18 protein-coding genes are annotated in these 17,461 nt (G+C 56.2%); 13 read left to right on the forward strand and 5 right to left on the reverse strand.

Going from position 1 to position 17,461, the window contains the following annotated elements; genetic code table 11:
• Positions 1–44 precede the first annotated feature (44 nt).
• From CE636_RS12355 to npr, 11 genes are all read left to right on the forward strand, one after another.
• The gene (locus CE636_RS12355) at positions 45–1,022 is read left to right on the forward strand and encodes a calcium/sodium antiporter (protein ID WP_004206198.1); all 978 of its coding nucleotides are present in this window, start codon (positions 45–47) and stop codon (positions 1,020–1,022) included.
• Complete coding sequence (kdsD, locus tag CE636_RS12360; RefSeq protein ID WP_369707407.1) at positions 1,019–2,023, forward strand: arabinose-5-phosphate isomerase KdsD; 1,005 nt, start codon at positions 1,019–1,021, stop codon at positions 2,021–2,023. Before CE636_RS12355 ends, kdsD begins: the two co-directional genes overlap by 4 nt.
• A gap of 14 nt (positions 2,024–2,037) precedes the next feature.
• Entirely contained in the window at positions 2,038–2,604 is a 567-nt protein-coding gene (gene kdsC, locus CE636_RS12365; RefSeq protein ID WP_017899917.1) for a 3-deoxy-manno-octulosonate-8-phosphatase KdsC, read from the forward strand.
• Positions 2,601–3,176 carry an LPS export ABC transporter periplasmic protein LptC gene (gene lptC / locus CE636_RS12370; RefSeq protein WP_004206202.1) on the forward strand — a complete coding sequence of 192 codons (576 nt, stop codon included), beginning with the start codon at positions 2,601–2,603 and terminating at the stop codon, positions 3,174–3,176. Before kdsC ends, lptC begins: the two co-directional genes overlap by 4 nt.
• Positions 3,145–3,690: a lipopolysaccharide ABC transporter substrate-binding protein LptA gene (lptA, locus tag CE636_RS12375; protein ID WP_002918415.1), complete on the forward strand. Its 546-nt coding sequence runs from the start codon at positions 3,145–3,147 to the stop codon at positions 3,688–3,690. Before lptC ends, lptA begins: the two co-directional genes overlap by 32 nt.
• 5 nt (positions 3,691–3,695) lie before the next feature.
• Positions 3,696–4,421, forward strand: a complete 726-nt coding sequence (lptB, locus tag CE636_RS12380; RefSeq protein ID WP_017899918.1) for an LPS export ABC transporter ATP-binding protein — start codon at positions 3,696–3,698, stop codon at positions 4,419–4,421.
• A 47-nt stretch (positions 4,422–4,468) separates the two neighbouring features.
• Positions 4,469–5,902, forward strand: coding sequence for an RNA polymerase factor sigma-54 (gene rpoN, locus CE636_RS12385; RefSeq protein WP_004206204.1), 1,434 nt, complete (start codon positions 4,469–4,471; stop codon positions 5,900–5,902).
• A 22-nt stretch (positions 5,903–5,924) separates the two neighbouring features.
• Positions 5,925–6,212: a ribosome hibernation promoting factor gene (hpf, locus tag CE636_RS12390; protein ID WP_004206206.1), complete on the forward strand. Its 288-nt coding sequence runs from the start codon at positions 5,925–5,927 to the stop codon at positions 6,210–6,212.
• Between the two features lie 70 nt (positions 6,213–6,282).
• Positions 6,283–6,771 (forward strand): PTS IIA-like nitrogen regulatory protein PtsN, encoded by a 489-nt coding sequence (gene ptsN, locus CE636_RS12395; protein WP_004144926.1) that lies wholly within the window; start codon positions 6,283–6,285, stop codon positions 6,769–6,771.
• A gap of 45 nt (positions 6,772–6,816) precedes the next feature.
• Positions 6,817–7,671 (forward strand): RNase adapter RapZ, encoded by an 855-nt coding sequence (gene rapZ / locus CE636_RS12400; RefSeq protein WP_004206208.1) that lies wholly within the window; start codon positions 6,817–6,819, stop codon positions 7,669–7,671.
• The gene (npr, locus tag CE636_RS12405) at positions 7,668–7,940 is read left to right on the forward strand and encodes a PTS phosphocarrier protein NPr (RefSeq protein ID WP_002918431.1); all 273 of its coding nucleotides are present in this window, start codon (positions 7,668–7,670) and stop codon (positions 7,938–7,940) included. The genes rapZ and npr overlap by 4 nt, the downstream gene beginning before the upstream one ends.
• A 62-nt stretch (positions 7,941–8,002) precedes the next feature.
• Here npr and mtgA read toward each other — a convergent pair whose 3' ends face one another.
• The 4 genes from mtgA to uxuA form a co-directional block, all read right to left on the reverse strand.
• Entirely contained in the window at positions 8,003–8,728 is a 726-nt protein-coding gene (gene mtgA / locus CE636_RS12410; protein ID WP_017899919.1) for a monofunctional biosynthetic peptidoglycan transglycosylase, read from the reverse strand.
• The gene (elbB, locus tag CE636_RS12415) at positions 8,725–9,378 is read right to left on the reverse strand and encodes an isoprenoid biosynthesis glyoxalase ElbB (protein ID WP_017899920.1); all 654 of its coding nucleotides are present in this window, start codon (positions 9,376–9,378) and stop codon (positions 8,725–8,727) included. Before elbB ends, mtgA begins: the two co-directional genes overlap by 4 nt.
• Before the next feature lie 233 nt (positions 9,379–9,611).
• Positions 9,612–11,951, reverse strand: coding sequence for an aerobic respiration two-component sensor histidine kinase ArcB (gene arcB / locus CE636_RS12420; RefSeq protein WP_017899921.1), 2,340 nt, complete (start codon positions 11,949–11,951; stop codon positions 9,612–9,614).
• A 148-nt stretch (positions 11,952–12,099) separates the two neighbouring features.
• Complete coding sequence (uxuA, locus tag CE636_RS12425) at positions 12,100–13,164, reverse strand: mannonate dehydratase (protein WP_025999212.1); 1,065 nt, start codon at positions 13,162–13,164, stop codon at positions 12,100–12,102.
• A gap of 297 nt (positions 13,165–13,461) precedes the next feature.
• On the opposite strand from uxuA, the gene CE636_RS12430 reads away from it, so the two are divergent.
• Both CE636_RS12430 and CE636_RS12435 read left to right on the forward strand, forming a co-directional pair.
• A complete protein-coding gene (locus CE636_RS12430; protein WP_017899923.1) occupies positions 13,462–14,478 on the forward strand; it encodes a Zn-dependent oxidoreductase in 1,017 nt (338 codons plus the stop codon).
• A gap of 76 nt (positions 14,479–14,554) precedes the next feature.
• Positions 14,555–15,838 carry an MFS transporter gene (locus CE636_RS12435; RefSeq protein ID WP_004206215.1) on the forward strand — a complete coding sequence of 428 codons (1,284 nt, stop codon included), beginning with the start codon at positions 14,555–14,557 and terminating at the stop codon, positions 15,836–15,838.
• Between the two features lie 52 nt (positions 15,839–15,890).
• Here the strand turns inward: CE636_RS12435 and CE636_RS12440 are convergent, their stop codons facing one another.
• Positions 15,891–16,826, reverse strand: coding sequence for a TIGR01212 family radical SAM protein (locus CE636_RS12440; RefSeq protein ID WP_004206216.1), 936 nt, complete (start codon positions 16,824–16,826; stop codon positions 15,891–15,893).
• Between the last annotated feature and the right edge of the window lie 635 nt (positions 16,827–17,461).

Genomic DNA, 17,461 nt, shown 5'->3' on the forward strand with positions numbered 1-17,461 from the left:
ATAACCCAGCGAGGCGACGATTATACCTGAAGAAAGGACTTTAGATGCTCTTAGCGACGGCTCTGTTAATTATTGGTTTATTGCTGGTTGTCTACAGCGCCGATCGTCTGGTCTATGCCGCCTCCATCCTCTGTCGCATGTTGGGGATCCCGCCGCTGATCATCGGTATGACGGTGGTGAGTATTGGCACTTGCCTGCCAGAGATCATGGTTTCCACCGCGGCCTCGCTGCATGGACAGACCGATCTGGCGGTGGGCACCGCGCTCGGCTCCAACATTACTAATATTCTCCTGATCCTCGGTCTGGCTGCCTTACTCAGGCCATTTACCGTGCATTCTGATATTCTGCGCCGCGAATTACCGCTAATGTTGCTGGTCAGCGTACTGGCAGGGCTGGTGCTCTATGATGGTCAACTGTCCCGTCTCGACGGCCTGTTTTTACTGGCGCTGGCGCTGCTATGGCTGCTGTTCACCATCAAAATCGCCCGTCTGGCGGAACGCCAGGGAAGCGATAGCCTGACCCGCGAACAGCTGGCCGAACTGCCCCGTGAAGGGTCGCTGCCGGTCGCTCTGCTGTGGTTAGGGGTGGCGATGATCGTCATGCCGATGGCCACCCGCATGGTGGTAGATAACAGTACGGTGCTGGCAAACTATTTTGCCATCAGTGAACTGACCGTCGGCCTGACGGTAGTGGCGATAGGCACCAGCCTGCCGGAGCTGGCCACCGCCATCGCCGGGGCGCGCAAAGGGGAAGATGACATTGCCATCGGCAATATCATCGGCGCAAATATCCTCAATATTGCGCTGGTGCTGGGTTTGCCGGCGCTGATCGCGCCGGGAGCCTTTGCGGCGGAAGCCTTTACCCGCGACTATGGCGTGATGTTGCTGGTCAGCCTGATCTTCGCCGTGCTGTGCTGGCGCCGCCAGCAGCAGCCGGGACGACTGGTTGGCGCGCTGCTGGTCGGCGGTTTTGTGGTTTGGTTGGCGATGCTGTTCTGGACAGCGCCGCTCTTCGTTGAATGACTCGGGATAACATCATGTCGCAAATAGATTTGCCCACGGATTTTGACTTTCAACAGGCAGGCCGTCAGGTGCTGGAAATTGAACGTGAAGGTCTGGCCCAGCTCGATCAGTATATAAATGACGATTTCACCCGCGCCTGCGAAACGATTTTCCGCTGCGGCGGGAAGGTCGTAGTGATGGGGATGGGCAAATCCGGCCATATCGGCCGCAAAATGGCGGCAACCTTCGCCAGTACCGGCACGTCGGCATTTTTTGTCCACCCAGGCGAAGCCGCGCACGGCGATTTGGGCATGGTTACGCCGCAGGACGTGGTGATTGCGTTGTCGAACTCCGGCGAATCGAACGAAATCCTCGCGCTGATCCCGGTCCTGAAACGCCAGCAGGTGAAGCTTATCTGCATCACCAGCCGGCCTGAAAGCAGCATGGCGCGCGCGGCGGATATCCATCTGTGCGTGAAAGTGCCGAAGGAGGCCTGTCCGTTAGGGCTGGCGCCCACCTCCAGCACCACCGCCGCGCTGGTGATGGGCGATGCCCTCGCCGTCGCCCTGCTGGAAGCCCGCGGCTTTACCGCTGAGGATTTCGCTCTCTCGCATCCGGGCGGCGCACTCGGTCGTAAGCTGTTGCTGCGCGTCAATGATATTATGCATACCGGTGATGAGATCCCGCACGTCGGCCTGCAGGCCACCCTGCGCGATGCGCTGCTGGAAATCACCCGTAAAAATTTAGGTATGACCGCTATCTGCGATGACGACATGAACATCATCGGTATCTTTACCGACGGTGACCTGCGGCGGGTCTTCGACACCGGCATTGATATGCGCGATGCCAGCATTGCCGACGTCATGACCCGGGGAGGGATCCGTATCCGTCCCGGCACCCTGGCGGTGGATGCGCTAAACCTGATGCAATCCCGTCATATCACCTGCGTGCTGGTTGCCGATGGCGACCATCTGCTGGGTGTGGTACATATGCACGATCTCCTGCGCGCGGGCGTAGTGTAAGTAAGGAAAAAATAATGAATAATGCTGATGCTCCGTTAGCGACCTGCTATGGGCCGGTAAGCCAGACGTTTCTCGATCGCGCGGCTAAGATCCGTTTACTGATCCTCGATGTCGACGGTGTATTATCCGACGGGCTTATCTATATGGGTAATCACGGCGAGGAGCTGAAAGCGTTCAACGTCCGCGATGGCTATGGTATCCGCTGCGCGCTGACCTCTGGCATTGAAGTGGCGATTATTACCGGACGAAAAGCTAAACTGGTAGAAGATCGCTGTCAGACGCTGGGCATCACGCATTTGTATCAGGGGCAGTCGGACAAGCTGCTGGCGTTCCGCGATCTCACTGACAAACTGGGCGTGCGGCCAGAGGAAGTCGCCTACATCGGCGACGATCTGATTGACTGGCCGGTGATGGCCGAAGTGGGGCTTAGCGTCGCCGTCGCGGATGCGCATCCGCTGCTGCTGCCGCGCGCCGATTACATCACCCGGATTAATGGCGGACGCGGCGCGGTACGCGAAGTCTGCGATTTGTTACTATTGGCGCAGGGCAAGCTGGATGAGGCCAAAGGGCAATCAATATGAGTAAAACCAGACGTTGGGTTATCATTTTACTGTCGCTGCTCGCGCTGATCCTCATCGGCCTGAATTTGGCGAATACGGACGACACGGCCCAGCAGGAGGTCAATCCCAACGACCCGACGTATAAAAGCGAACACACTGACACCGTGGTGTACAGTCCGGAAGGCGCCCTGAGCTATCGGCTGATTGCCGAGCACGTGGAGTATTTTTCCGATCAGGAGGTCTCCTGGTTTACCAAACCGGTGATGACCACCTTTGATACCAATAAGGTGCCGACCTGGTCAGTCAGAGCAGATAAAGCGAAGCTAACAAATGACCGGATGCTCTATCTTTACGGGCACGTTGAGGTGAATGCGCTCGCGCCTGACTCTCAACTGCGCAAAATTACGACGGATAACGCCCAGATAAATCTGGTAACGCAGGACGTTACCTCTGATGACATGGTGACGTTATACGGCACCACATTTAATTCCAGCGGCCTGAAAATGCGTGGAAACCTTCGCAGCAAAAATGCCGAGCTGATTGAAAAGGTGAGAACCTCTTATGAAATTCAGAACAAACAAACTCAGCCTTAAGATTGCGCTCGCCGGCGCGTTACTGGCCGCCAGCCTGCCGGCCCTCGCCAAGACGGGCGATACCGATCAGCCGATCCATATCGAATCCGATCAGCAGTCGCTGGATATGCAGGGCAATGTCGTCACCTTCACCGGTAACGTGGTCGTGACTCAGGGGACGATCAAAATTAACGCTGATAAAGTGGTGGTCACCCGTCCGGGCAATGAAAAAGGCAAAGAGGTGATCGAAGGTTTCGGTAACCCGGCCACCTTCTACCAGATGCAGGATAACGGCAAACCGGTAAAAGGCCGGGCGTCGAAAATGCGCTATGAGCTGCAGAACGATTACGTCGTGCTGACCGGCAACGCGTACCTTGAACAGCTCGACAGCAACATCAAGGGCGACAAGATCACCTATCTGGTGAAAGAGCAAAAAATGCAGGCCTTCAGCGACAAAGGTCGACGCGTCACCACCGTTCTGGTGCCGTCCGAGCTGCAGGACAAAAGCGGCAACCAGCAAAAGAAGAGTAACTAATCCGTATGGCAACCTTAACTGCGAAGAATCTCGCTAAAGCGTATAAAGGCCGCCGCGTGGTGGAAGATGTCAGTCTCACCGTTAACTCGGGGGAGATTGTCGGCTTGCTTGGCCCCAACGGCGCCGGTAAAACCACCACCTTCTACATGGTGGTCGGGATTGTGCCGCGCGACGCGGGCAATATTATCATTGATGACGAAGACATCAGCCTGCTGCCGCTGCACGCGCGCGCGCGCCGGGGGATCGGCTATCTGCCGCAGGAAGCCTCGATTTTCCGTCGCCTGAGCGTTTATGACAACCTGATGGCGGTCCTGCAGATCCGTGACGATTTGAGCAGCGAGCAGCGGGAAGATCGCGCCAAAGAGCTGATGGAAGAGTTTCATATTGAGCACCTGCGCGAAAGCCTCGGTCAGGCGCTCTCCGGTGGTGAACGCCGCCGCGTCGAAATCGCCCGCGCGCTGGCGGCCAACCCGAAATTTATTCTTCTGGATGAACCCTTTGCCGGCGTGGATCCGATCTCGGTTATCGACATCAAACGCATCATTGAGCATTTGCGCGACAGCGGCCTCGGCGTACTGATTACCGACCATAACGTCAGAGAGACTCTCGCGGTCTGCGAACGCGCGTATATTGTCAGTCAGGGACACCTTATCGCTCATGGTACACCGCAGCAGATCCTCGAAGATGAGCAGGTTAAGCGCGTGTATCTTGGGGAAGACTTCAGACTCTGATAGGGTAGAGGTTACAGACGTTTTAGCCGGAGATATTTACCCTGAACATGAAGCAAGGTTTGCAATTAAGGCTTAGCCAACAGCTTGCCATGACGCCGCAGCTGCAGCAGGCGATTCGTTTGCTGCAGTTGTCCACGTTAGAACTCCAGCAAGAGCTCCAGCAAGCGCTGGAAAGTAACCCGTTGCTTGAGCAAACCGATCTTCACGACGAGGTAGAGGCGAAAGAGGTGGAGGACCGCGAGTCTCTCGATACCGTCGACGCACTTGAGCAAAAAGAGATGCCCGACGAGCTTCCTCTCGATGCCAGCTGGGATGAAATCTATACCGCCGGTACGCCGTCAGGCAACGGCGTGGATTACCAGGACGACGAACTCCCCGTTTATCAAGGCGAGACCACCCAGACGCTGCAGGATTACCTGATGTGGCAGGTCGAGCTGACGCCCTTCACCGATACCGACCGCGCCATCGCCACCTCCATTGTCGACGCCGTCGACGATACGGGCTACCTCACCGTTCAGATTGAAGATATCGTCGACAGCATCGGCGATGAGGAGATCGGCCTCGAAGAAGTGGAAGCCGTCCTGAAGCGCATCCAGCGTTTTGATCCGGTTGGCGTCGCGGCGAAAGATCTGCGCGACTGTCTGCTGATCCAGCTCTCGCAGTTCGCCAAAGAGACGCCATGGCTGGAAGAGGCCCGGCTGATTATCAGCGATCATCTCGATCTTCTGGCCAACCATGATTTCCGCACCCTGATGCGGGTGACCCGCCTGAAAGAAGAGGTGCTGAAAGAGGCGGTAAATCTGATCCAGTCCCTGGATCCCCGTCCTGGCCAGTCCATTCAAACCAGCGAACCGGAATATGTCATTCCCGACGTGCTGGTGCGCAAGGTCAGCGGCCGCTGGACCGTGGAGCTCAACGCCGACAGCATTCCACGGCTGAAAATTAATCAGCAGTATGCGGCAATGGGCAACAGCGCCCGCAATGACGCCGACGGCCAGTTCATTCGCAGCAATCTTCAGGAAGCACGCTGGCTGATCAAAAGTCTTGAAAGCCGCAACGACACCCTGCTTCGCGTCAGCCGCTGCATCGTAGAACAGCAGCAGGCTTTTTTCGAACAGGGTGAAGAGTATATGAAGCCGATGGTGCTGGCCGATATCGCCCAGGCCGTCGAGATGCATGAATCGACGATTTCCCGTGTCACCACGCAAAAATATCTGCACAGTCCGCGCGGTATTTTTGAACTGAAGTATTTCTTCTCCAGCCATGTTAATACCGAAGGCGGCGGCGAAGCCTCGTCGACGGCGATTCGCGCGCTGGTGAAGAAACTCATCGCTGCGGAAAACCCCGCGAAGCCGTTGAGCGACAGTAAGCTCACCTCCATGCTGTCCGAGCAGGGTATCATGGTCGCGCGCCGCACTGTCGCGAAGTACAGAGAGTCTTTATCCATCCCGCCGTCAAACCAGCGTAAACAACTGGTCTGACACAACCGATAAGGAAGACACTATGCAGCTCAACATTACAGGACACAACGTCGAGATCACTCCCGCGATGCGCGACTTCGTCACGGCGAAGTTCAGCAAGCTGGAACAATTTTTCGACCGGATCAATCAGGTCTATATTGTGTTAAAAGTAGAGAAAGTGACGCAAATTGCGGACGCGAATCTGCATGTCAACGGTGGCGAAATCCATGCCAGTGCGGAAGGGCAGGATATGTATGCAGCTGTCGATGGTCTTATCGACAAGCTGGCAAGGCAGTTAACGAAGCATAAAGATAAACTAAAACAACACTAATTGTCCGGGCCCCCCTGCGTCAGCCGCCAGGTAACACCGGCGACGGGCGCGGGGGCGCTCAGGTGAAATTATGATGAACAACGATTCGGCTCTACAACTGAGCAACGTCCTGAACCAGGAATGTACCCGTAGCCAGGTTCACTGCCAGAGCAAGAAGCGTGCTCTGGAAATCATTAGCGAACTGGCCGCCAAACAGTTAAGTTTGCCGCCGCAGGTGGTGTTCGAAGCGATCCTCACCCGCGAAAAAATGGGCAGTACCGGGATTGGCAATGGTATCGCCATTCCCCACGGAAAACTGGAAGAGGATACGCTGCGTGCTGTCGGCGTTTTTGTCCAGCTGGAAACCCCCATCGCCTTCGACGCGATCGACAATCAGCCTGTCGACCTGCTGTTCGCGCTGCTGGTGCCGGCCGATCAGACAAAAACCCACCTGCATACGCTCTCCCTGGTGGCCAAACGGCTGGCCGACAAAGCGATTTGTCGTCGCCTGCGCGCGGCGCAGAGCGATGAAGAGTTGTATGAGATCATCACCGAAGCAGGAAGCAGCGATGACGCATAACGGCAGTCGCACCTTATCCTTTATCGTACTGAGGAGAAACGGTACATGGTACTGATGATCGTCAGCGGCCGCTCGGGCTCGGGTAAATCCGTCGCTCTGCGAGCGCTGGAAGATATGGGCTTTTACTGCGTGGATAACCTGCCGGTCGTGCTGCTGCCCGATCTGGCACGGTCGCTGGCTGACCGCAATATTTCGGCGGCCGTCAGCATCGACGTGCGGAACATGCCGGAATCACCGGAGATCTTCGAGCAGGCGATGAAAAACCTGCCGGAGTGCTTTTCGCCGCAGCTGCTATTTCTCGATGCCGATCGCAACACGCTGATCCGTCGATACAGCGACACCCGTCGCCTGCATCCGCTGTCGAGCAAGAATTTGTCGCTGGAAAGCGCCATCGATGAAGAGAGCGATCTGCTGGAGCCCCTGCGCTCGCGGGCCGATCTGATTGTCGATACCTCGGAGATGTCGGTTCACGAGCTGGCGGAAATGTTGCGCACCCGGCTGCTGGGTAAACGAGAACGCGAACTGACCATGGTCTTCGAATCCTTCGGCTTTAAGCACGGTATCCCGATCGATGCCGATTACGTCTTTGACGTGCGCTTTCTGCCAAACCCGCACTGGGATCCGAAGCTGCGTCCCATGACCGGTCTGGATAAGCCGGTGGCCGCCTTCCTCGATCGGCACACCGAAGTGCACAACTTTATTTACCAGACCCGGAGCTATCTTGAGCTATGGTTACCGATGCTGGAGACCAACAATCGCAGCTATCTGACGGTGGCCATTGGCTGTACCGGCGGTAAACATCGTTCGGTTTATATTGCTGAACAACTGGCTGACTACTTCCGCTCGCGCGGCAAAAACGTGCAGTCTCGTCATCGGACGCTGGAAAAACGTAAATCATGACCGTAAAGCAGACCGTTGAAATCACCAATAAGCTGGGCATGCACGCCCGCCCGGCGATGAAGCTGTTCGAACTGATGCAGAATTTCGATGCCGAGGTGTTGCTGCGCAACGATGAAGGCACGGAGGCGGAAGCCAACAGCGTCATTGCCCTGCTGATGCTGGACTCGGCGAAAGGACGGCAGATAGAGGTGGAGGCCAGCGGTCCGCAGGAAGTGGAAGCCCTCGCCGCGGTGATTGCCCTGTTTAATGCCGGGTTTGACGAAGACTAAAGGTGACGCTTCCCGGCGACGGAGACTGGCGACGGTACCAGCCCCGGCGCCGGATTTACCCGCTAATAGAGCTTATGCTCACGCATGAACCCTTCCCCACCCAGCTGTCGCATCTGGCGTAAGATCCAGGCCTGGCGGTTGCGCACATAGCCCGAAGGCGCGTCGGCGCGATAGCGGATCGGGTTTGGCAGCACCGCGGCCAGCAGAGCCGCTTCCCCCGGCGTCAACTGGCTGGCGGGCTTATGAAAATAGCGCTGGGCGGCCGCTTCCACACCAAAAATCCCCTCGCCAAACTCGGCAATATTCAGGTAGACGGTCAGGATCCGCTTTTTACTCCACACGGTTTCCATGCCGACGGTCAATCCGGCCTCCAGCCCCTTGCGCAGCCAGCTACGACCATCCCACAAAAACAGGTTTTTCGCCGTCTGCTGCGACAGCGTTGACGCGCCGCGGATGCGGGTATCGTGACGCTCATTGTGCGCCAGCGCCTTTTCGATTGCCGAGACGTCAAACCCCCAGTGTTCCGGGAACTTCTGATCTTCGGCGGCAATCACCGCCAGCCCCATCCACGGGGAGATCTTATCCATGGCGACCCAGTCGGAGTGCGCCAGATAGTGGACATCGCCGGACAGCCAGGCGCTTATCTGCCGCTCAAGCATGACTGCCGAAAAGGGCACCGGCAGCACGCTAAACAGCGCGATACCCCCGCCCCAGAAGACGGCGGCGATCAGCAGCAGACGCAGCGCCAGTCGTTTGAGCAGCGCGAAGGGCGCAATGCGGAGCTTCATGCGCTCAGCGCCAGCACGCGGGCGACCAGTTTTTCGATCCCAGTGGCGGCTTGCACAATATTCTCCGCCAGCATATACGCCGGGGTGGTGACCACTTTATTCTCTTCATCCACCACGATGTCGTCGACCGGGCAAGGCACATGCTCCGCCCCCATCTCCTCCACCACATCGGCGGTGTCGAGATCGGTCCCGATAGTCATCCGCAGCGGAAACGCAAAGATCTTCGGCAGCAGCGCCGGAGCGATGCACATAAAGCCCAGCGGCTTGCCGGCCTGATGCATCGCCAGCGCCAGGGCCTGCAGATCGTGGTCCACCTCGCATTTGCTGCCCTCGGCAGCGAAGCTGCTTAAGTTTTTCGCCGCGCCGAAGCCGCCGGGGACGATCAGCGCGTCCAGCGTCTCCTCACGCGCTTGCGCCAGCGGCAGGATGTCGCCGCGGGCGATGCGCGCCGCTTCCACCAGCACGTTGCGCTGCTCCGTCAACGGTTCACCCGTCAGATGGTTGATGACGTCGCGCTGCGGTTTATCGGGCGCAAAGCAGACCGCCTGCGCGCCGTTGCGCGCGATCGCCAGCAGGGTAATCACTGCCTCATGAATTTCACTGCCGTCGTACACGCCGCAGCCGCTCAGTACCACACCAATTTTTTTCATCGCCTTCGCTCCTCCATGCAACTCGCTGAAACCAGTCAAAAATGTCGATTTACTCGCTATGCTTCACATATTTTACTGATTCATGTAACAAATTAGTTAAGCTTTGCTATCTTAATGAGCGAGCAATCCACTTCTCAGGTTGCGCCACGTAACAACATCACTCAAATCACACTGGCTCAACCACCAGTTCCCTGGTGTTGGCGCAGTATTCGCGCACCCCGGTCTGTCCGGGGTCATTTTTTCCCGGTCTTCGCCACCCATGCCTTCAGAATCGCCACGTCGTTTTGCCACTCGGATTTCATCTCTTCAACCCATTCAGCGACATTATCAGACCAGGCAGGCAGGTCCGGCGTCTGGATCTGCTGACCCAGCTGCTGGATGTGGCGCAGGCCAATAGAACCCGCAGCCCCTTTGATCTTATGCCCCTCTTCGACGATCCCTTTTTGATCGCGGGCGGTGAGATTAGACTCAAGGACGGACATATAGCCCGGCATCATCTTCTCAAACACCGCGAGACCATCGTTGATAAGCTTCGGTCCCACCAGTTCGATGTATTGCTCCAGCATATCGGTATCCAGCACCGCGTCAGCTTTATGCAGATCGGCCGCCGGCGCTTCCTGCGCCTCCTCTTCCGGCGCATCCCAGAATTTTTTGATCATGGCCGTCAGCGCCGGCACCGATAGCGGCTTGCTCAGCACATCGTCCATGCCGGCATCAAGATACTCTTTCTTATTCTTCAGCACGTTGGCGGTCAGGGCTACCAGCGGCGGCAGCTCATCCGCGGCAAAATTCTGTTTTAGCTGACGAGAGATATCCAGACCCGTCATATCCGGCAGCTGGATATCCAGCAGCACCAGGTCGTACTCGCCAGGCTCAAACATCTCCAGCGCGGCTTTACCGGTCATCGCGACATCCACGCTGTTACCCAGCTTTTCCAGCACCGAGCGCGCCACGATGACGTTGAGCTCAATATCTTCTACCAGCAGCACGTTGAGCGCCGGTAATGGCATGTCGTCTTCCGCCAGGGTATCTTCCACTTCTTCCGCAATGGCAGGCGCATGGACGGTGAGCGTAAAGGTCGCCCCTTTACCCGGCTGGCTGGTGACGCTGATATCGCCGCCCATATTGCGCGCCAGGCGGCGCGATACGGCGAGGCCAATCCCGGTGCCGGTGGCTGGTTTGCCGCCGTGACTATCTTTGACCTGGTAATACATGGCGAATATTTTGTCCTGTTCCGCTTCAGGAATACCAATCCCGGAGTCTTCCACTTCGAAGTGCAGGATATCGCCTTCGTCATAGCGCACGCGGACGTTCACCCCACCGCCCTGTGGGGTAAATTTCACGGCGTTGCTGATAAGATTCCACAGGATCTGCCGCAGGCGGGTGCCGTCGGTGATCACCTTGTGCGGCAGCGGCAGGCTCGGCTCCAGCACAAAGCGCAGTCCCTTCTGCTGCGCCTGCAGACCGGAAAGGTTTTCAAGGTCGGCAAGGAAGCTGGTGAAGTCCACCGGCTGGTTATCGAGCTGTACCTTACGGCGCTCCATTTTATCCATGTCGATAATATCATTGAAGATATTCCCCAGCGTCACCGCCGAGACATGGATGGTTTTCAGGTATTTTTCCTGCTCGCTGGTCAGTTCGGTATCCAGCAAAATTCGGCTCAGCCCGACGATCCCGTTCAGCGGGGTACGCAGCTCATGGCTGATGGTGGAGATGAAGGTGGTTTTATCCCGGCTGGCGCGTTCGAGGGCGTCCTGATAGCGTTTTCGTTCGGTGATATCGCGCCCGAAGCCCATCAGGCCGCGACGCTTGCCGACGCGATCGTAGTACGGGACCTTGCGGATTTCGAAGCACGCTTTACGGCCATCGGGATAGTCCAGCCACTGCTCATAGGTCAGCGATACATTGTGGCGGAACACCTTCTCATCGGTTTCCAGCACCTTTTCCGCTGCTTCTTCGCTATAGACGTCCTGTGGTTTGAGGTGGATCAGCTGTTTCTCGCTTTTGCCGGTCAGCAGTTCCATCGCCCGGTTACAGCCGGAAAACTCTTTATCCTCATTGCGGTAAAAGACCAGGTCCGGGGAGGCGTCGAGGAAAGAGCGCAGAAAGGAGGATTGCTGTTCGAGCTGGATCTGCGTCTCTTCACGCTCTTTCATCTCGATCTTCAGCTGCTCAAGGGTGGTCTCACGCTCGGCTTCCGCCTTTTCACGTTCGCCAATCTCCTGATTCAACTGCGCGATATTGTCTTTCAGCTGCACATTCAGCTTCAGATCGCGCTCGCGCATCTCCTCCAGCTTCTCCACCAGCCGCGAAAGACGCTGGCGGGACTCTTCGAGTTGCTCCACCACCACCGAGAGAAAGTAGACCGCCCACGGGGTGATGAGCAGACCGAAGAAGATAGAGCGGATAACGTCGATGCTTTCAACCTGGCCATGCAGCACCATGGTGACCGCCATCTGTACCACGATGGCCAGCACCACCAGCGCAAGAGCCAACAGCATTGAAAAGCGGACCAGACCCAGCTTCATCATCAGGTCGACATAATACTGCGCCAGCATACGAATTTGCTTCATAGGGGATTCCTTCACGACAACTCCGCACAATAATACTCAATTCTGAGCAATGCGCTGTAAGTTGTGCAAAAAATGCGGGAAGGAGCCGATATGACGGCTGGCCGCCAAGGCGAACCAGCCGCTAAAAAGAGGCATGGTCAGGAGGAGGCTAGCGCTTGCTTAGCGCCTCCCAGAGACCTTTGAGGTAGGTCACCCCGAGTGCGCGATCGTATAAACCATAGCCCGGGCGTCCGGTCTCTCCCCAGATAAAGCGGCCATGATCCGGGCGTATATAGCCGTCGAAGCCGTTATCGTGCAACGCTTGCATCACCTTGTACATATCCAGGGAGCCGTATTCTGACGGATGGGCGCACTCGTAAAAGTCTTTATCCTGCATCAGTTTAATATTGCGGACGTGGGCAAAATGGATCCGCTTGCGGCGGGTAAACTCAGCCAGAATAGCGTATACGTCGTTATCCGGATCTTCGGCAATCGAGCCGGTGCAGAGGGTAATGCCGTTGGCGGGTGAATCGACAGCCCGGCAGATCCAGTCCAGATCGTCGCGGTTTTTGACCACCCGCGGCAGGCCAAATATCGAGTACGGCGGATCGTCAGGATGGATCGCCATTTTCACGCCCACCTCTTCGCAAACCGGGATCACCGCCTGCAGAAAATAGACCAGGTTCTCCCGCAGCTTGTGGTCATCCACCGCGCTATATTTGGCAAACAGGGTCTGCACTTCCGCCAGCCGTTCCGGCTCCCAGCCCGGCAACGCGAAGCCGTTTGAATTCTCCAGGACCTCCTTCACCACGTCTTCCAGCCGCTTATCGATATCTTTCTTCTCAAAAGCCATCGTTAACGAGCCATCCGGCAGGACGTAGTTCATATCCGTCTTCATCCAGTCAAACACCGGCATGAAGTTATAGCAGATGACTTTGACGCCGAAGCGGGCAAGGTGGCGAATGGTCTGCTGATAGTTGGCAATATAGCGGTCACGGGAAGGGAGGCCGATTTTGATGTCGTCATGGATGTTGACGCTCTCTATCACCTCCATTTTCAGGCCTGCGGCATGGGCCTGGCTGACCAGACGCTCAATTTTATCCTCCGGCCATACCTCGCCGACCGCGACGTCATAGAGCGCGCCGACCACTCCCTCCACGCCGGGCACCTGGCGTATATGCTCTAATGAAACCTTATCTTCCTCTGGTCCAAACCAGCGCATTGTCATCTGCATCGTCATCACCTGCTCAACATAGTTTAATTTCACCCTACTACCATACCAGTAATCATAATTGATTGAGCCTTAACTGTCGTGATGACGATCACATTCCTGCTGACCGGCTCGTCGGTAAGGTCGCTTTCGCGGCATTCATAATTTTTCTCAATTTATTTCAATAGATTAATCATTCCCGGGCTTTTTCTTACGACCTTCGCCAAATGTGATCCAGAGCTAGTTATGATCAATTGCATACTTGTATGGTAATAAAAATAACGCTATTTGTTCAGAAAACAGACAAGGGAAGGAACAGAAATGAGAAGCGTCGTTGTCAAAGAGCCAGGCCAACTGAACATCGAATCCCGTCCGGTTCCCGCTCCGGGCGCCCACGAAGTCCGGGTGAAAATCGCCTTTGCCGGGATCTGCGGGTCCGATGTGCATATCTATCAAGGCCATAACCCCTTCGCGAAATATCCCCGCGTTATCGGCCATGAATTCTTCGGCATCATTGATGCCGTCGGCGAGCAGGTCTCTTCGGCACGCATCGGCGAGCGCGTCGCGGTCGACCCTGTCGTCAGCTGCGGCCATTGTTATCCCTGCTCGGTGGGGCGGCCGAATGTCTGTGCGCGGCTCCAGGTCATCGGGGTTCACCGCGACGGCGGATTCAGCGACTACGCCTGCGTGCCGGCGAAAAACGCCTGGCGCATTCCGGAGGCCATCAGCGATCGTCAGGCGACGATGGTTGAGCCTTTTACCATTGCGGCAAACATTACCGCCCAGCTGCAGCCCACGGTGCAGGATATCGCCCTGATCTACGGCGCAGGTCCGATGGGTCTGACGGTGATCCAGGCGCTGAAGGGGGTGTATGGCGTTAAGCAGGTGATCGTAGTGGACCGCATTGCCGAACGTCTGCAGATGGCGCGGGACAACGGCGCCGATTTGACGCTGGATAACACTCACCAGCCGCTGGCGGAACAGCTGGCGCAGCGGCAGATAGCCCCCACGCTGATCATCGATGCCGCCTGCCATCCGGCGATCCTTCAGGAGGCCATTCACCTCGCCTCTCCCGCCGCACGCATCGGCATACTCGGCTTCTCCGGCGAGCCGTCCACCCTGACCCAGCAAAGCATCACCAGCAAAGAGATCTCCATTTTCTCCTCCCGGCTAAACAGCGGGCGTTTTCCGCTGGTTATCGACTGGATGGAGAAAGGCCTTATCCAGCCTGAGGCGTTAATCACCCACTGCATGCCGCTGGAGCAGGTAAAAGAGGCGATGGAGATTTTCGCCAACGATCGGAAAACTTGCTGCAAGGTATTGCTGCAGCTGGGTTAAATGCTAAATAACGGGCGACGTGAATATTGATATCCGTCGCGCCAGAGCTCAATAATATAATCATCATGGTGTCATCATGGGAAAAAATATCCGCTGGATTATCGTCCTGTTATTATTTTTAGTATATATGATTAATTATCTGGACCGGGTGGCGTTATCCATTACGGTACCAATGATTGAAAAGGATCTGGCGCTAAACGCTGAACAATTTGGTATTATTTTCGGCAGTTTTTTCTTCGGCTATGCGGTATTTAATTTTATTGGCGGTCTGGCCGTAGATAAGTTTGGCGCAACGCTGGTCCTGGGGCTGGCGGTGGGGATGTGGTCGCTGTTTTGCGGCTTAACTGCCTTTGCCACCGGCTTTTATTCCATGCTGATGCTGCGAGTCCTCTTCGGGATGGCTGAGGGCCCGATTTGCGCGTCGGCGAACAAGATGATCAACGGCTGGTTTCCCAAGAAGCAAGCGGCCACCGCCGTGGGGCTGCTCAGCGCCGGCTCTCCGCTGGGCGGCGCGGTTGCCGGCCCCATCGTCGGTTATCTGGCCCTGGCATTCGGCTGGCGCCCGGCGTTTATGATTATTTTCGCCATCGGCATTGTGTGGATGATAGTGTGGTTTTTTATTGCCGCTAACTCGCCGGAAAAACATAAACATGTCAGCCGGGAAGAGCTCATGCTCATTAATAATATGAAGCAAGAGGAGTCTGCGCTGGAATCAACTGAAAATCAAACCGCCCACTCGCTGGGTTATTATCTCAAACAACCTATTATACTGGTGACGGCCTTTGCCTTCTTTTGCTACAACTATATTCTGTTTTTCTTTCTCAGCTGGTTTCCGTCCTATCTGGTTCAGCAGCACCATCTCGATATTAAACAGATGAGCCTCACCACCATGATCCCATGGATAGTCGGCTTTGTCGGTCTGGCGCTGGGGGGCTATATTTCCGATAAAATTTTTAAACTCACCGGACGCCTGCTGCTGTCACGCAAAATTGTGCTGGTGGTATGTCTGCTGATGGCCGCCATCTGTGTGGGGCTTGCCGGTACCGTCAGCAGCGTCGTTCCTGCCGTTCTGCTGATGTCGGTCTCCATCTTTTTCCTCTATGTCACCGGAGCGATCTACTGGGCGATTATCCAGGACGTGGTGCATAAATCCCGCGTTGGCGGCACCAGCGGCTTTATCCACCTTATCGGCAGCGTCTCCGGCATCGTGGGACCGATTGTCACCGGCTATATCGTACAGTCTACCGGTAAATTCGACAGCGCCTTTGTCCTCGCCGGCACTATCGCCGCGCTCGGCGCCCTGCTGGTGCTGTTCGTGATCAAAACGCCGCGTGTGACGATGAAAGCCAGTCAGGCTTAGTTGACAGGAAAGCCATGCCCGGCGCAGCCATCACGCCGGGCATCCTCTTAGACTATTTCGCCGACTGGGGCGCGACCCAGCTGCGGCCCAGCGCCGAACCCTGAGCGCCCTGCTCATTCAGATAGCGATCCAGTTCAACCATTCCGGTCCAGCGATTTTCGCACCACAGCGGCGCGAGCAGCGTCGGCCGACGGGCGCTGGCCGATATGCGATGGTAGATCACCTCCGGCGGGGTATGGCGGATCATCTCCCCGGCGGTGACGGTATACGCCTCCAGTTCGATGCCATCGAGACGACCGGCCTGCCATGCTTTTGCCATAATGCTGCCTTTCACAATATGCAGCGGATGCAGCTTTATGCCATCCACGCCGGTGGTCACGACCCGCTCCACCGTCTCGAGGCCATGCTCCTGGCTCTCCCCGGGCAGGCCGACGATCAGATGCGCGCATACCTTCAGTCCGCGCTCACGCGCCAGACGCGCGGTGCGCTGGTAACAGGCGAAATCATGCCCGCGGTTAATGCGATGCAGGGTCTTATCATGGGCGGTCTGCAGCCCCAGCTCCAGCCAAACCTCATACCCCTGCTGGTGGTATTCACTGAGCAGGTCGAGAACCGCCTCCGGCACGCAGTCCGGGCGGGTGCCAACGCAGAGGCCAACGATATTCGCCTCGCTGACGGCCTGACGATACATCGAGCGGAGCACCTGCACTTCAGCAAAGGTGCTGGTATAGGCCTGAAAGTAGGCCAGATAACGCTTTGCCCGGTTAACAAGCTGCGCCTGATGGGCGAGCTGTTCGGCGATGGATCGATGCTGCTGCGCTTCATCCGCAAACGAGGCCACGTTACAGAATGTGCAACCGCCACGGCCCAGCGTGCCGTCGCGGTTCGGGCAGCTAAAACCGCCGTGCAGCGTTAGCTTATGGACCTTTTCGCCATAGCGGCGCAGAAGATCCCCACCAAACATATTGACTAATTTCTGTAACTGCATAATCTGATAGACCGGCCTCAACAAAGGGGGCCAAGCCTGCCACTTTTCGTCACCGACGGCGATGACCTGGATCAATCGTCAGCGCGGCGAATCATCCCATTGCATAAACAATCATGATTACTGCAATTTCATTCACACGCAGGGTAATGAGTTTTCCTTATATTTCATCATCGCGCGGCCCTAATCTGCTTTATGGTAAAAAACAGTATTAATGTCCATCACACACATTTACAGCAGTCAAATGTGCTAATAATGAAATGTATTTCAGCGTAGATCGGTAATGCAAAGCCGCGCGCACAGTGAGACAGATCACACTAGCCTTACCCTCTGCAGGCGTATCCAAAGCATAAAAAATGGCATTATTTATTTTAAAAACAACAAGTTAATACCTGCATAGCACATTTTTGTATTAATAAGATTGCCATTTGACGTAAGTGTGGATTCCCGATAAGTTGGGAATCCGCTGGAAGCTTTCTGGATGAGCACTCTGCTCATCATATTTATGCAGTAATTGAGATTCCCTCTTAACAGCAAGTCCTCAAACTTGTGTACCGATGCGAAAAGGATTTAAAGAGGGCGAATGCGAGGTGCAAACCCCGTCGCCATGCTCTTTCTGTGCCTGTGCGCAATCGGTA

The organism is Klebsiella sp. LY, assembly GCF_004010915.1.
In the GTDB taxonomy this organism is placed as follows: Bacteria; Pseudomonadota; Gammaproteobacteria; order Enterobacterales; family Enterobacteriaceae; genus Klebsiella; species Klebsiella quasipneumoniae.